The organism is Planomonospora algeriensis (assembly GCF_977012225.1).
Genome location: NZ_CDRNDK010000169.1, coordinates 1 through 12,489, shown reverse-complemented (window position 1 = coordinate 12,489; position 12,489 = coordinate 1). Strand labels below are relative to the sequence as shown.

The window sequence follows — 12,489 nt, the reverse complement described above, 5'->3', positions numbered from 1 at the left end:
TCGCGGCGGGCGCCCCGCCGGGTGCTCACCGGGCGGGGGACCCCTCCCGAGGGCTCCGGGCCAGGGCGGCCAGCAGGGCGCCGGTCAGGGCGACGGCGAACAGCGCGCCGTACGTCTTCTGGAAGCCGTCCATGAGCTGCTCCACGGCGACCGGGGAGACGCGGGAGAGCGTGCCCGCGTAGACCTGGCCGCGCAGCTGCGGGCTGACCGAGCCGGTGAGCACGCTCAGCGTGACGGCGACGCTGAGCACGATCCCCACGTTCATGATCATGAGGCGGAAGCCGTTCACTACGCCGAGGCTCCCGGGCGGCAGGGCCTGCATGACCTGGGTGGTGTTCCCGGTGAGGAACGTCCCGCTGCCGCAGCCGCACAGGAACAGCCCCGCGCCGATGACCCAGTACGGCGTGGCGGGCGCGGTGTTGAGCAGCAGGATCCCGAGCCCGGAGGCGCTGAACAGGCAGCCCCCGACGGAGAGCGCGTAGGGGGAGATCCGGCGGCCGAGGGCGCCGCGAGCGGGGAGGCGAGGGCCATGCCGATCGGGACCGGGAGCACGCCCAAGGCGGCGGTGACCGCGTCCACGCCCCTGGCCGCCTGGAAGTAGAGGGCGACCAGCAGGATCAGCGCCGAGCGGGCCAGCGCGTTGCAGAACGAGGCGAGGTTGGCGAAGGCCAGCATGCGCTCGGCGAACAGGCGCATGTCGAGCACCGGGTGGGAGGCCCGGCGCTCCACGACGACGAGGACCGGGACCAGGAGGGCCGCGACCGCCGCGCCGACGATCACGACCGGGCTGCCCGGGCCGCGCGAGCCCGCCTCGGAGAGCGCGATGAGCGCGGCGGACAGCAGCGCGAAGACCACCAGGTTGCCCGGGGCGTCCACCGGCTCCCGGGGGCCGTGGGGGTCACGGTCGATCTTGCGCAGGGTGAACGCGCCCCAGCCGACGGCGATCAACCCGGCGGGCACGTTCACCCAGAAGATCCACTGCCAGCCGGCCGTCTCGGCGATCAGCCCGCCCACGGTGGGGCCGGCGAGCTGGGCGACCGAGAGCGTGCCGATGTAGACGCCCATGCCCTGGCTGAGCCGGTCGGGCGGGAAGGCGTCGGTGATGATCACGGTCCCGTTGGCCAGGATCATCGCCGCGCCGACCGCCTGGAGGACCCGCATCGCGATCAGGAACCAGACGCCGGGGGAGAGCCCGGCGAGCAGCGAGGCGGCGGTGAAGAGGGCGAATCCGGCGAGGTAGACCTCCCGGCGGCCGAGGAGGTCGGCGACCCTGCCGAAGAACACCAGGGTCGCCGTGTTGACGAGCATGAACGAGAGCAGGATCCAACCGGAGGCGAAGGCGTCGGCCCGGAAGTGCCGGACCACCGCCGGGAGGGCGACGTTGAGGGTGCTGCCGGAGACGCCGATCAGCACCAGCCCGAGGCTGGTGACCGAGCAGACGCGCCAGGCGTAGCGGAGCCTGGAGGAGTATTCGGGCGAGCCGGGCAGGTCCTGAGGGATCGCGACCATGCCGACCAGTCTGACGCACGCTGTACGTCCGTTTTGTCCGGGGTGGTCTCTGTCCGGGGTCGTGTTCGTCCCGCGCCGTGTTCGTCCCGGATCGTGGGGCCGGTCACCTCGCGCGGCGGCGCAGCCCCTCGATGTCGTGGATGATCACGCGGCGGCGGCCGGTCTCGATCAGCCCCCGGTCCCGGAGCGAGCGCAGGGCCTTGCTGACCGCCTCGCGGGAGGAGCCGGTCCAGCCGGCCAGCTCGTCCTGGGAGAGCGGCAGCGCCACCCGGACCGCGCCGCCCGCCTGCTCGCCGTACCGCTCGGCCAGTTCCAGGAGGCGGGTGGCGACCCGGCCGGCGGTGTCGAACGCGCCGTACTCGATCCGCTTGCGGTCGGCGTCGCGCATCCGGCCTGTCACCGTCTGCAGGAGCAGCACCGCCACCCGGCCATGCTCGCGCAGGAAGGCCGTGAAATCGCGGACGACGATCCCCTCGACCGGCTCCAGCGCGGTCACCGTGGCCGACCTCGGCAGGCCGTCGATGGCCGAGAACTCGCCGAGCAGCGCACCGGCCCCCCGTACGGCCAGCACGACCTCGGTGCCGGAGGCGGTGTGCGAGGAGACCTTGACCCGGCCGGACGTCAGCACGAGCACCCAGTCGGCCGCGTCGCCCTCGGCCATCAGCGTCGTGCCCCGGTCCCACCGCCGGGGCCGCCCGGCCGCGCGCAGCCCGGCGGCCTCCTCGGGGGTGAGCAGGGAGAGGAACTCGCCCGGTTCGGACACGGACACGGACACGGACGGGGACGGGGACGGGCTCACGGGTGCCTCCTGGAGGGGGTGCTGGTCGACACGGGGACGGGCCGGGACGGCGGCGTGCGGCGCCGGCCGTCCCGGTGCGGTGCGGCCCGGACTCCTGCTCCGGCCGGATCAGGTCAGCCCGGACAGGACGTAGGCGTGCACGGGATGCTCCTTGCCCTTGAGGCTCAGCCCGCCCAGCGGCTGGACCTTCGCCCCGGGGCCGATCTGGTCGAGGGTGCTCTGGCCGATCACGACGGTACCGGGTTCGGCCACGCCCTCCAGCCGGGCGGCCACGTTCACGCAGTCGCCCATCGCGTTGAATCCGCGCAGCTGGGGGCTGCCGATGTTGCCGACCAGCGCGGGCCCGGTGTTGATCCCGATCCTGAACCGGGGGTAACCGGGCGTGCCGGCGGCGATCTCCTCGGCGGCCTCCTGCATGGCCAGCGCCGCCCGGGCCGCGGCCTCGGCGTGGTCGGGCTGCCGGGCCGGGGCGTTGAACAGCGCCAGCATCGCGTCGCCGACGAACTGCACGATCGTGCCGCCGGCCGCGAGCACGATCGGCACGGCCGCGCCGTGGTAGCGGTTCAGCATGTCGACGATCTCCCCGGGCGCGACCCGCTCGGAGAAGCTCGTGAAGCCCTTCAGGTCGGCGAAGAGCGCGGTCAGCTCGACCAGCTCGCCGCCCAGCTCGGCCCGGCGCGGGTCGGCCAGCAGCGCCTGCGCCACGTCCGGGGACATGTAGTTGCGGAAGAGCCCCTCCAGCTCCTGGTAGAGCCGGGCGTTCTCCAGGGAGATCGAGAGCTGCGCGGCCAGGGTCGCCGCGAGCACCTCGTCCTGCGAGGTCAGGCCCACCGGGACCGCCAGCGCCCCGGCGAGGCGGCCCTTGACGGTGAGCGGGTGCAGGACCGCGTCGCCGCGCCGGATCGGCCCGCCGCCGGGGAAGTCCCGCTGGGTGTACTCGGCGGAGCCGATCGCGACCCGCCCGTCCGCGACCAGGCTGATGCGCACGTCGCCGTAGGCCTGCCGTACCCGCTCCATCGCGTGGGAGAGCAGCTCCCCCTCGGGTAGGCCCACCCGGGCCCGGTTGCCCAGGTCCACCAGGGCGGCCAGCCGCTCGGACAGCTCGCGTTCGGTGGCCAGGGCCTCGCCCGCCCGGTCGAGCACGGCGGCCTGCGCCTCGGTGAGCCCGAACTTGCCCGCGAGCCTGGTCGCGACCGGGACCCCGGCGCCGGTCCCGCCGCCCGCCCTGCCGTCCTCCCGGCGGCGCAGGTGGGTGACGAGTTCCTCCAGCGCCTGGGTGTACTCGCCGCGCATCCTGCGGACGGTCGCGCTCAGCGCGACCGAGTCGAACAGCCCGGCGCCGGAGCCCTCGCGGCGGAACTGCAGGTGGGCGCTGTAGGCCACGAAGGCGAAGGCCAGGGTGAGCAGCACGTGCCAGAGCCACCAGGACAGGTGCCAGTTGTGGTGGGACATCCCGGCGACCACCGCCTCGGCGAGCAGGGCGTAGGCGGTGACCAGGCTGATCAGCATCGCCGCCGGGCGCCTGCGGTGCAGCCGGAACACCATCACCGCGGCGGCGCCGTACAGGGCGACGGCGAGCAGTTCGGCTCCGCCGAGGTCCGCGCCGTGCGCGGGCGGCCTGGCGCTCAGCGGGGTGAGGCCCGGCACCAGGCAGGCCGCCCCCCATCCGGCGACCAGTACGGCGAGCCGCCGCGCAGCAGGTTCCGTGACCGGAGCACGGCCCCGGCCGCCCGCTCGCCCAGCGGCAGCGCCGAGGCGAACGCGAAGGCGGCGGCGACCATGAGGCCGACCGGGTGGGACAGGTCGAACCCGTGGCTCGGCCCGCCGAGGATGACCTTCGGGGTGGTCAGGCCGTGCACGAAGAAGAAGCCGGCGCTGCTCAGGAAGACCAGCGAGACCAGGAGCAGCCGGGCGTCCGCGCGCCGGGCGGAGGACCGGCTGACCAGCGCGCCCAGGACCAGGCTGATCCCGGCCACGGCGTTGATCAGCCAGAAGTGGGCGGGGTTGTCCTGCCAGCGGGCGTTGAGATGGGGCTGGGCGAGCAGCAGCCAGAGCCCGAGCATCGGCAGGGCCAGGTGCATCACCCAGACCACCGCGCGGACCGGCTGGGTCGCCGGAGGGAGGTACGGCTCGGGCCCGGCGCCGCCGGCTTCCGGTGCGGCCGTCGAGTCGTTCGTCGGCACAGTGGCCTCCGTATTCATCGGGAGTCCCGTGACCCCCTGTGGCGTCCGCCCGCCCCGCGGGCGGGTTCCCCCGAACGCCCCGATTATCCCGGCACACCGCCGGTGCCGCCAACGCCTTTCCTCTCTCGGAGACCACCGTGCGGAAACCCTGTGCGGGGACCCCGCGGAAACCTCACGGGACTCCTGCGGAAACCCCGCCGGACCCCCGCCGGTAAGCGTCCGTACCGGATGCGACTGGCGGCCCGCGACCCGGCGGCGGATGAATGTAATCGTTCGCCGGGAATGAGAAGGTGGGCGGGCGAGGAATCCGTGGAAAGACCTGAGACGGACGGAGGTGAACCCTAAAGTGACAACGGATTCGGAGGGGGACGAGATGACCGCTGAAGTGCTGCCTTCCTGGTTCTACCCGCCGGCCGACGGCTGGGTCGCGGAGGATCTCGACCGGCTCCCCCCCGAAGCGCCGCGCCGCCTCGAACTCGTCGATGGAGCCCTCATCGTGATGTCCCCGCAGACCAAGTTCCACATGAGGGTCATCGACAACCTCACCCGAGTGCTGCGGTCCGCGGCACCGGAAGGCCTCGACGTGGTGCGGGAGATGACGGTCACGCTGGGGCGGCGTCAGCGGCCGGAGCCGGATGTCATGGTCGTCCGGGAACCCCCCGGGACGGGGCTGGAGCGCACGACCTACCGGCCTGAGGAGGTCGTCCTCGCGGTCGAGGTGGTCTCACCCGACTCGGAGGAGCGCGACCGGAAGGTCAAGCCGGAGCGGTACGCACAGGCCGGTATCCGCCACTTCTGGCGGATCGAGAACGAGAACAACCTCCCCGTCGTCCACGTGTACGAGCTGGACGACACCACCGGCGCCTACGTGCCGACCGCCATCGAGCGGGAGAAACTCCGGCTCACGGTGCCCTTTCCCGTCACCGTCACGATACGGGAGCTGCTCTCCTGAGCCTCGCAGCGCGGTAGCGGGCGAAACCTCGCCCGACCGGACATCGTCCCGCGAAAAGGCGGAGGGGCACGGTCCGCGTGAGCCGTACCCCTCCGTCGTGCGTGGATCAGCCGAAGATGGCCGGGAGCGTGCCCGTGTGCGTCTCCCTGAGCTCGGCGACCGGGATGTCCAGGACGCCCTCGACGACCAGCGAGGCGCCGCCGGTGGTGCCCAGGCCGTAGCAGGGCACCTCGTGGGCGGCGCAGAGCTCGGCGAAGGCCTCGAAGGACTCCGGCCGGACGGTCACCAGGGCGCGGGAGGCCGACTCGCTGAACAGGTCGACGAACGCGTCGTCGCCCGTGAGCGAGACCGTGCAGCCGATGCCCTGGGCGAGGCACGCCTCGGCCAGGGCGATGGCCAGGCCGCCGTCGGACAGGTCGTGGGAGCCGGTGAGCAGGCCCCGCGAGGCGGCCTCGGTGAGCACCCGCCCCAGGGCGCGCTCGGCCTCCAGGTCCACCGCGGGCGGGAGGCCGCCCAGGTGGCCGTGGGCGACGTGCGCCCACTCCGAGCCGCCGAACTCCGCGCTGGTCTCGCCGAGCAGGACGACCTTCTCGCCGGTGCCGGTGAAACCGCTGCGCACCCGCTTGGCCACGTCCTCGATCACACCCAGCACGCCCACGACCGGGGTCGGGTGGATCGGGGTGGAGCCCGTCTGGTTGTAGAACGAGACGTTGCCGCCGGTCACCGGGACGCCCAGGGCCTTGCAGGCGTCGGCCAGGCCGCGCACGGCCTCGGAGAACTGCCACATGACCTCGGGGTCCTCGGGGGAGCCGAAGTTGAGGCAGTTGGTGACCGCGAGCGGGACGGCGCCGGTCACCGCGACGTTCCGGTAGGCCTCGGCGAGGGCGAGCTGCGCCCCGGCGTAGGGGTCCAGCCGGGCGTAGCGGCCGTTGCCGTCGGTGGCCAGCGCGATGCCGCGGGTGGTCTCCTCGGCGCCGGGCATGGCCTCGCTGATCCGCAGCACCCCGGCGTCGGCGGGCTGGGCCAGCACGGTGTTGCCCCGGACGTACCGGTCGTACTGGGAGGTCACCCACTCCTTGGAAGCCAGGTTCGGCGAGCCGAGCAGCTGCAGCAGCGTGGCGCGCAGGTCCTCGGGGCGGGGCAGGTCCGCGGCCGAGGAGGCGTTGAGCGCGGCCTGCCCGGCCGGCTCGTGGAAGGGCCGCTCGTAGACCGGGCCCTCGTCGGCCGCGGTGCCCGGCGGGATGTCCACGATGGTCTCGCCGTGCCAGGTCATGACCAGGCGGCCGGAGTCGGTGACCTCGCCGATCACGGTCGCGGGGATGTCCCACTTGGCGCAGATCGCCATGAAGGCGTCGATGTCGTCGGGGGCGACGACCGCCATCATGCGCTCCTGCGACTCGCTCATCAGGATCTCCTCGGGCCGCAGCGACGGGTCGCGCAGCGGGACGAGGTCCAGCCTGACGTCCATGCCGCCGGTGCCCTTGGCCGCGAGCTCCGTGGTGGCGCAGGAGACGCCGGCCGCGCCGAGGTCCTGGATGCCGACGACCACGTCCGCCTGGTAGAGCTCCAGGCAGCACTCGATCAGCAGCTTCTCCATGAACGGGTCGCCGACCTGCACGCTGGGACGCTTGGCCTGGGACTCGTCCTCGAAGGTCGCGCTCGCCAGCACCGACGCGCCGCCGATGCCGTCGGGGCCGGTCAGCGCGCCGAAGAGCACGACCTTGTTGCCCGCGCCCGGCGCGATGGCCAGCTTGATCTGGTCCTTGCGGAGCAGGCCCACGCACAGGGCGTTGACCAGCGGGTTGCCGATGTAGCAGGGGTCGAAGACGACCTCGCCGCCGATGTTGGGCAGGCCAAGGCAGTTGCCGTAGTGGCTGATGCCCTCCACCACGCCGGGCAGTACCCGGCGGGTGTCGGCCGCCTCGGCGCCGCCGAAGCGCAGGGCGTCCATGACCGCGATCGGCCGCGCGCCCATCGACATGATGTCGCGGACGATGCCGCCGACGCCGGTGGCCGCGCCCTGGTGCGGCTCGACGTAGGACGGGTGGTTGTGCGACTCGATCTTGAAGGTGGCCGCCCAGCCGTCGCCGATGTCCACGACGCCGGCGTTCTCGCCCATGCCGACCAGGAGCGCGTCGGAGTGCGGGGCCTTGGTGCCGAACTGCCGCAGGTGCACCTTGGAGGACTTGTAGGAGCAGTGCTCGCTCCACATGACGCTGTAGATGGCCAGCTCGGAGCTGGTCGGCCGGCGGCCGAGGATCTCCTTGACCCGGTCGTACTCGTCGAGCTTCATGCCCAGCTCGGCGTAGGGCTGGCGCTCGTCGGGGGTGTCCGCGGCGCGCTTGACGGTGTCGAGGTTCACGTCAGGGTTCACGTCGGGGCTCACGCGTTCACCAGCTTCTTGAGGATCGAGGTGAAGAAGGCGCGGCCGTCCGTGCTCGGGGCGCCGGTCAGGTCCTCGACGGCGTGCTCGGGGTGGGGCATCAGGCCGACGATGTTGCCGGCCTCGTTGCGGATGCCGGCGATGTCGTTCAGGGAGCCGTTGGGGTTGCCCCCGGTGTAGCGGAAGACGACCTGGCCGCCCGCCTCGATCGCCGCGAGCGTCGCCGGGTCGGCGACGTAGCGGCCCTCGCCGTGCTTGACCGGCAGCACGATCTCCTGGCCCCCGGTGAAGTCCGAGGTCCAGGGGGTGGCGGTGTTCTCGACCCGGATGCCCTGGTCGCGGCAGACATAGTGAAGCCCGGCGTTGCGCATCAGCGCGCCGGGCAGCAGGTGGGCCTCGCAGAGGATCTGGAAGCCGTTGCAGGTCCCCAGGACGGGGAGCCCGGCCCTGGCGGCGGGGATCAGCTCCTCCATCAGCGGCGCGAACCTGGAGATCGCCCCGCACCGGAGGTAGTCCCCGTAGGAGAACCCGCCGGGCAGGAAGACCGCGTCCACCCCCTTGAGATCGGGGTCGGCGTGCCACAGCGGGACGGCTTCGCCCCCCGCATGGCGCACGGCACGGGCCGCGTCCTGATCGTCAAGAGTCCCGGGAAAAGTGACGACGCCCACGCGGGCAGCACTCATGACAGCGTTCCCCTCCACAAACGAGCGCCGCGCCGACGTCTCACACATCGGACGGCGGTCTGCGGCGGTGCGCCCAGGCTATCCGCTCCGCGGGGAGAGCTCACAACGAGGTGTACGGCCCGCGTCCGGATCCGGCGCTGACCGGCCCGCGGATCGGGGCCCCGATCGCGGGGTCCGCGGTTCCGCGTGGCCGGGTGGCGGCCGGGTGGCGGTCAGACGGCGGCCAGTTCGCGGCGGCGCTCGGGAGCGGGGTCGCCGTAGCGGTGGAGCCGCTTGCGCAGGTGCACGGTGGTGCCGCGGCCGGGGGCGATGTCGAAGGAGATCTCGTCCACCACGGACTGCATGATCAGGATGCCGCGGCCGTTCTCGATGTCGCTCGGCGGGTAGTGGTCCGGCATCCGGACGAGGCCGCGGCCCCTGTCGGTGACGCGGACGTCGCAGCGGTCGGAGCCGATGGCGGCCTCGACCTCGTAGCGGTTGTCCGGGCCGCCGTGGCGCACGGCGTTGGTGCACGCCTCGGTGACCGCGAGCAGGATGTCGGAGACGCAGCTCCTGGTCACACCGCGGAGGGCCAGGGAGTCACCGATGATCCTGCGGACCATCGGGATGCCGACGGCCTCTCTTGGCAGAGCCAATGAGAACTCGAAATCCACCGGATCCCTCCCGGGCCAGACGTCACCCAATGAAGGTTTCCCTTGGGAATCCGGGCTAACCGCAAAATAACTGTGATGTTATCCACTGTTAGTCAGGACGTGGTGCGGGATGCCCCCAGGGATGGATTTAACCGTCATAGAGGGATTGTGCTGACGATATCCGGCTATCTACTCCTCGACCGTGACCTTGTAGTCCTCGATCACGGTGTTGGCCAGCAGGGTCTCGGCCATCTTGCGGACGTCCGAAAGAGCGGCCTCGTCGGCCGGGCCGTCGAGCTCCACCTCGAACCGCTTGCCCTGCCGTACCGCGGAGACGCCGGAGAAGCCGAGCCGCGGGAGCGCCCGGGCGATGGCCTGCCCCTGGGCGTCGAGAATCTCGGGCTTCAGCATGACGTCGACGATGACGCGCGCCACGGTGTTCCTCCAGGATGCAGCGGGATCGGTTGGGCGCCTCAAGCGTAACGGTCCCCGCCGGCGGCCCGTCGCCGGGTCCGCCCCGGGTCCGCCCCGGGTCCGTTCCGGGTCCGTTCCGCACGGGTGTAAAGGGGGCGGGAGGGGAACGGGGATCGTATGGAGGCCGGAGCAGGGCTTGCGCGCGGGTATGTGACGTCTGCCACGATGTCCACAAGCGCAGACGGACCACCATCAACCGGATCCGATGCGTCGCTAACCGGCCGGACACGAGCGGTGACCCCGCTCGGACGGCCCCGAGCACACAGGAGCGGCACGTGACAGCCGACGCCTCTCGCGGTGCCCAGGCACCCCCCGAGCTCGTCCAGTTGCTGACCCCCGAAGGGGAGCGGGTCGAGCACCCCGACTACGACATCGACCTGACGCCCGAGGAGATCCGCGGCCTCTACCGCGACCTGGTCATGGTGCGCCGGATCGACCTGGAGGCCGTCGCCCTGCAGCGCCAGGGCGAACTGGGGCTGTGGGCCTCGCTGCTCGGCCAGGAGGCCGCGCAGATCGGCTCCGGCCGGGCCCTGACCGGCGCGGACATGGCCTTCCCGACCTACCGCGAGCACGGTGTGGCCTGGTGCCGAGGGGTCGACCCGGTCAACCTCCTCGGTCTGTTCCGGGGGGTCAACCACGGCGGCTGGGACCCCGCCGAGCACAACTTCCACCTCTACACGATCGTGATCGGCAGCCAGACCCTGCACGCGGTCGGCTACGCCATGGGCATCCAGCGCGACGGGGCCGTCGGCGAGGACGGCGCGGCCTCGATCGTCTACTTCGGCGACGGCGCCACCTCCCAGGGCGACGTGAACGAGTCGTTCATCTGGGCGTCGGTGTTCAACGCGCCGGTGGTGTTCTTCTGCCAGAACAACCAGTGGGCCATCTCCGAGCCGCTGGAGAAGCAGTCGCGCATCCCGCTCTACCGCCGGGCCAGCGGATTCGGCTTCCCGGGCGTCCGGGTGGACGGCAACGACGTGTTCGCCTGCCTGGCGGTCACCCGCAAGGCGCTGGCCGACGCCCGCTCCGGCCAGGGACCGGTGCTGATCGAGGCCTACACCTACCGGATGGGCGCGCACACCACCTCCGACGACCCGACCCGCTACCGGCTGGCCGACGAGCTGGAGGCCTGGAAGCTCAAGGACCCGATCGAGCGGGTCAAGGCCTACCTGGTCCGCAACCGGCTCGCCGACCAGGCGTTCTTCGACGGGATCGACGCCGAGGCCGACGAGCTCGGCAAGGACGTGCGCAGGCGCTGCCTGCAGATGCCGGACCCCGGGCCGATGGAGATGTTCGAGCACGTCTACGCCGAGCCGCACCGGCTGGTCGAGGCCGAGCGCGCCGAGTTCGCCGCCTACCTCGCCGGATTCGAGAACGAGGGGGTCGAGGGATGACGACGCTCACCCTGGCCAAGGCCCTGAACGAGGGCATGCGCAAGGCGATGGAGGACGACCCCAAGGTCCTCGTCATGGGCGAGGACGTGGGCAAGCTCGGCGGCGTGTTCCGCGTCACCGACGGCCTGCAGAAGGACTTCGGCGAGCAGCGGGTCATCGACACCCCGCTGGCCGAGTCCGGCATCATCGGCACGGCCATCGGCCTGGCGCTCCGCGGCTACCGGCCGGTCTGCGAGATCCAGTTCGACGGGTTCGTCTTCCCCGCCGTCGACCAGATCATCACCCAGCTCGCCAAGATGCCGATGCGCTCACTGGGCAAGCTCAGGCTCCCCGTCGTGGTCCGCATCCCCTGCGGCGGCGGCATCGGTGCGGTGGAGCACCACAGCGAGTCCCCCGAGGCGTACTTCACGCACACCGCGGGCCTGCGCGTGGTGGCCTGCGCCAACCCGGCGGACGCCTACGCGATGATCCAGCAGGCGATCCGGTGCGACGACCCGGTGATCTTCTTCGAGCCCAAGCGCCGCTACTGGGACAAGGCCGAGGTCGACACCTCCGGTTCGGCGGACTGGCTCCCCCTCGACGCCGCCCGCGTCGTGCGGCCCGGCGCGGACGCCACGCTGCTGGCCTACGGGCCGATGGTGAAGACCTGCCTGGAGGTCGCCGCGGCCGCCCAGGAGGACGGCCGCTCGCTGGAGGTCGTGGACCTGCGCTCGCTCAACCCGCTGGACCTGCCCGCGGTCGTGGAGTCGGTACGGCGCACCGGGCGGTGCGTCGTGGTGCACGAGGCGCCCGTCTTCAACGGCTACGGCGCCGAGCTGGCCGCCCGGATCACCGAGGAGTGCTTCTACCACCTGGAGGCGCCGGTGCTGCGCGTGGGCGGACCGTCCACGCCGTACCCGCCCTCCCGGCTGGAGGACCACTACCTGCCGGACCTGGACCGGGTGCTGGACGCCGTCGACCGCGCGTTCGCGTTCTGAGAGGGGGGACGGTGAAGGAGTTCAAGCTCCCCGACGTGGGCGAGGGCCTGCCCGAGGCGGAGATCGTCCGCTGGCACGTGAAGGCCGGTGACCCGGTCAAGGTCAACCAGACCATCGTGGAGATCGAGACGGCCAAGGCGGTCGTCGAGCTGCCCTGCCCGTTCGAGGGCGTGGTCGCCGCGCTGCTGGCGGAGGAGGGCGAGACCGTCGACGTGGGCAGGCCCATCATCGCGGTCGACGACGGCGCCGCGGCCCCGGTTCCGCCGCCCCCGGCGGACGCCCCGGCAGGCCGGGCGGCGCTGGCCGACGACATGGTCCCGGCCGTCCCGGCTGTCCCGGCGGTCCCCGAGGAGGCGGGCCGGAACGGGACCGGCGCGGGGGGCGGGGAGAAGCGCCAGCCCGTGCTGGTCGGTTACGGCGTCAAGCCGGGTGCGGCCAAGCGCCGCCCCCGCAGGCAGCCGCCCGCCGCTCCGGCTCCGGCTCCGGCTCCGGCTCCGGCTCCG

Annotated in this window: 13 protein-coding genes; 4 read left to right on the top strand and 9 right to left on the bottom strand. The window is 72.4% G+C overall.

Features of this window, described 5'->3' with window-relative positions; all coding sequences use genetic code 11:
• Positions 1 to 25: 25 nt before the first annotated feature.
• From ACWJ6R_RS18515 to ACWJ6R_RS18495, 5 genes are all read right to left on the bottom strand, one after another.
• Complete coding sequence (locus ACWJ6R_RS18515; protein ID WP_449063420.1) at positions 26 to 289, bottom strand: hypothetical protein; 264 nt, start codon at positions 287 to 289, stop codon at positions 26 to 28.
• Positions 289 to 1,509 carry an MFS transporter gene (locus ACWJ6R_RS18510; protein WP_449063419.1) on the bottom strand — a complete coding sequence of 407 codons (1,221 nt, stop codon included), beginning with the start codon at positions 1,507 to 1,509 and terminating at the stop codon, positions 289 to 291. Before ACWJ6R_RS18510 ends, ACWJ6R_RS18515 begins: the two co-directional genes overlap by 1 nt.
• A 103-nt stretch (positions 1,510 to 1,612) precedes the next feature.
• Positions 1,613 to 2,284, bottom strand: a complete 672-nt coding sequence (locus ACWJ6R_RS18505; RefSeq protein ID WP_449063418.1) for a Crp/Fnr family transcriptional regulator — start codon at positions 2,282 to 2,284, stop codon at positions 1,613 to 1,615.
• A gap of 132 nt (positions 2,285 to 2,416) precedes the next feature.
• A complete protein-coding gene (locus ACWJ6R_RS18500) occupies positions 2,417 to 3,955 on the bottom strand; it encodes an adenylate/guanylate cyclase domain-containing protein (protein ID WP_449063417.1) in 1,539 nt (512 codons plus the stop codon).
• Positions 3,934 to 4,491 (bottom strand): hypothetical protein, encoded by a 558-nt coding sequence (locus tag ACWJ6R_RS18495; protein ID WP_449063416.1) that lies wholly within the window; start codon positions 4,489 to 4,491, stop codon positions 3,934 to 3,936. Before ACWJ6R_RS18495 ends, ACWJ6R_RS18500 begins: the two co-directional genes overlap by 22 nt.
• Positions 4,492 to 4,864: 373 nt before the next feature.
• On the opposite strand from ACWJ6R_RS18495, the gene ACWJ6R_RS18490 reads away from it, so the two are divergent.
• Positions 4,865 to 5,443, top strand: a complete 579-nt coding sequence (locus tag ACWJ6R_RS18490) for a Uma2 family endonuclease (RefSeq protein ID WP_449063415.1) — start codon at positions 4,865 to 4,867, stop codon at positions 5,441 to 5,443.
• Positions 5,444 to 5,549: 106 nt separating this feature from the next.
• Here ACWJ6R_RS18490 and purL read toward each other — a convergent pair whose 3' ends face one another.
• From purL to purS, 4 genes are all read right to left on the bottom strand, one after another.
• Positions 5,550 to 7,817 carry a phosphoribosylformylglycinamidine synthase subunit PurL gene (gene purL / locus ACWJ6R_RS18485; protein ID WP_449063421.1) on the bottom strand — a complete coding sequence of 756 codons (2,268 nt, stop codon included), beginning with the start codon at positions 7,815 to 7,817 and terminating at the stop codon, positions 5,550 to 5,552.
• Positions 7,818 to 7,825: 8 nt separating this feature from the next.
• Positions 7,826 to 8,509 (bottom strand): phosphoribosylformylglycinamidine synthase subunit PurQ, encoded by a 684-nt coding sequence (gene purQ, locus ACWJ6R_RS18480; RefSeq protein WP_449063414.1) that lies wholly within the window; start codon positions 8,507 to 8,509, stop codon positions 7,826 to 7,828.
• Positions 8,510 to 8,721: 212 nt separating this feature from the next.
• A complete protein-coding gene (locus ACWJ6R_RS18475) occupies positions 8,722 to 9,144 on the bottom strand; it encodes an ATP-binding protein (RefSeq protein WP_449063413.1) in 423 nt (140 codons plus the stop codon).
• Positions 9,145 to 9,330: 186 nt separating this feature from the next.
• A complete protein-coding gene (purS, locus tag ACWJ6R_RS18470; RefSeq protein WP_189239741.1) occupies positions 9,331 to 9,576 on the bottom strand; it encodes a phosphoribosylformylglycinamidine synthase subunit PurS in 246 nt (81 codons plus the stop codon).
• A 314-nt stretch (positions 9,577 to 9,890) separates the two neighbouring features.
• Here purS and pdhA point away from each other — a divergent pair, with 314 nt between their 5' ends.
• From pdhA to ACWJ6R_RS18455, 3 genes are all read left to right on the top strand, one after another.
• On the top strand, positions 9,891 to 11,009 hold the full coding sequence (pdhA, locus tag ACWJ6R_RS18465; protein ID WP_449063412.1) for a pyruvate dehydrogenase (acetyl-transferring) E1 component subunit alpha: 1,119 nt from the start codon (positions 9,891 to 9,893) through the stop codon (positions 11,007 to 11,009).
• The gene (locus ACWJ6R_RS18460; protein WP_449063411.1) at positions 11,006 to 11,986 is read left to right on the top strand and encodes an alpha-ketoacid dehydrogenase subunit beta; all 981 of its coding nucleotides are present in this window, start codon (positions 11,006 to 11,008) and stop codon (positions 11,984 to 11,986) included. The genes pdhA and ACWJ6R_RS18460 overlap by 4 nt, the downstream gene beginning before the upstream one ends.
• 11 nt (positions 11,987 to 11,997) lie before the next feature.
• Positions 11,998 to 12,489, top strand: a 492-nt coding sequence (locus ACWJ6R_RS18455) for a biotin/lipoyl-containing protein (RefSeq protein ID WP_449063410.1), incomplete at its 3' end; no start/stop codon positions are given.

Coding starts and splice junctions, on each gene's coding strand:
- ACWJ6R_RS18510 (WP_449063419.1), bottom strand. CDS start 1,509: ATGGTCGCGATCCCTCAGGACCTGCCCGGCTCGCCCGAATACTCCTCC.
- ACWJ6R_RS18490 (WP_449063415.1), top strand. CDS start 4,865: ATGACCGCTGAAGTGCTGCCTTCCTGGTTCTACCCGCCGGCCGACGGC.
- purQ (WP_449063414.1), bottom strand. CDS start 8,509: ATGAGTGCTGCCCGCGTGGGCGTCGTCACTTTTCCCGGGACTCTTGAC.
- ACWJ6R_RS18460 (WP_449063411.1), top strand. CDS start 11,006: ATGACGACGCTCACCCTGGCCAAGGCCCTGAACGAGGGCATGCGCAAG.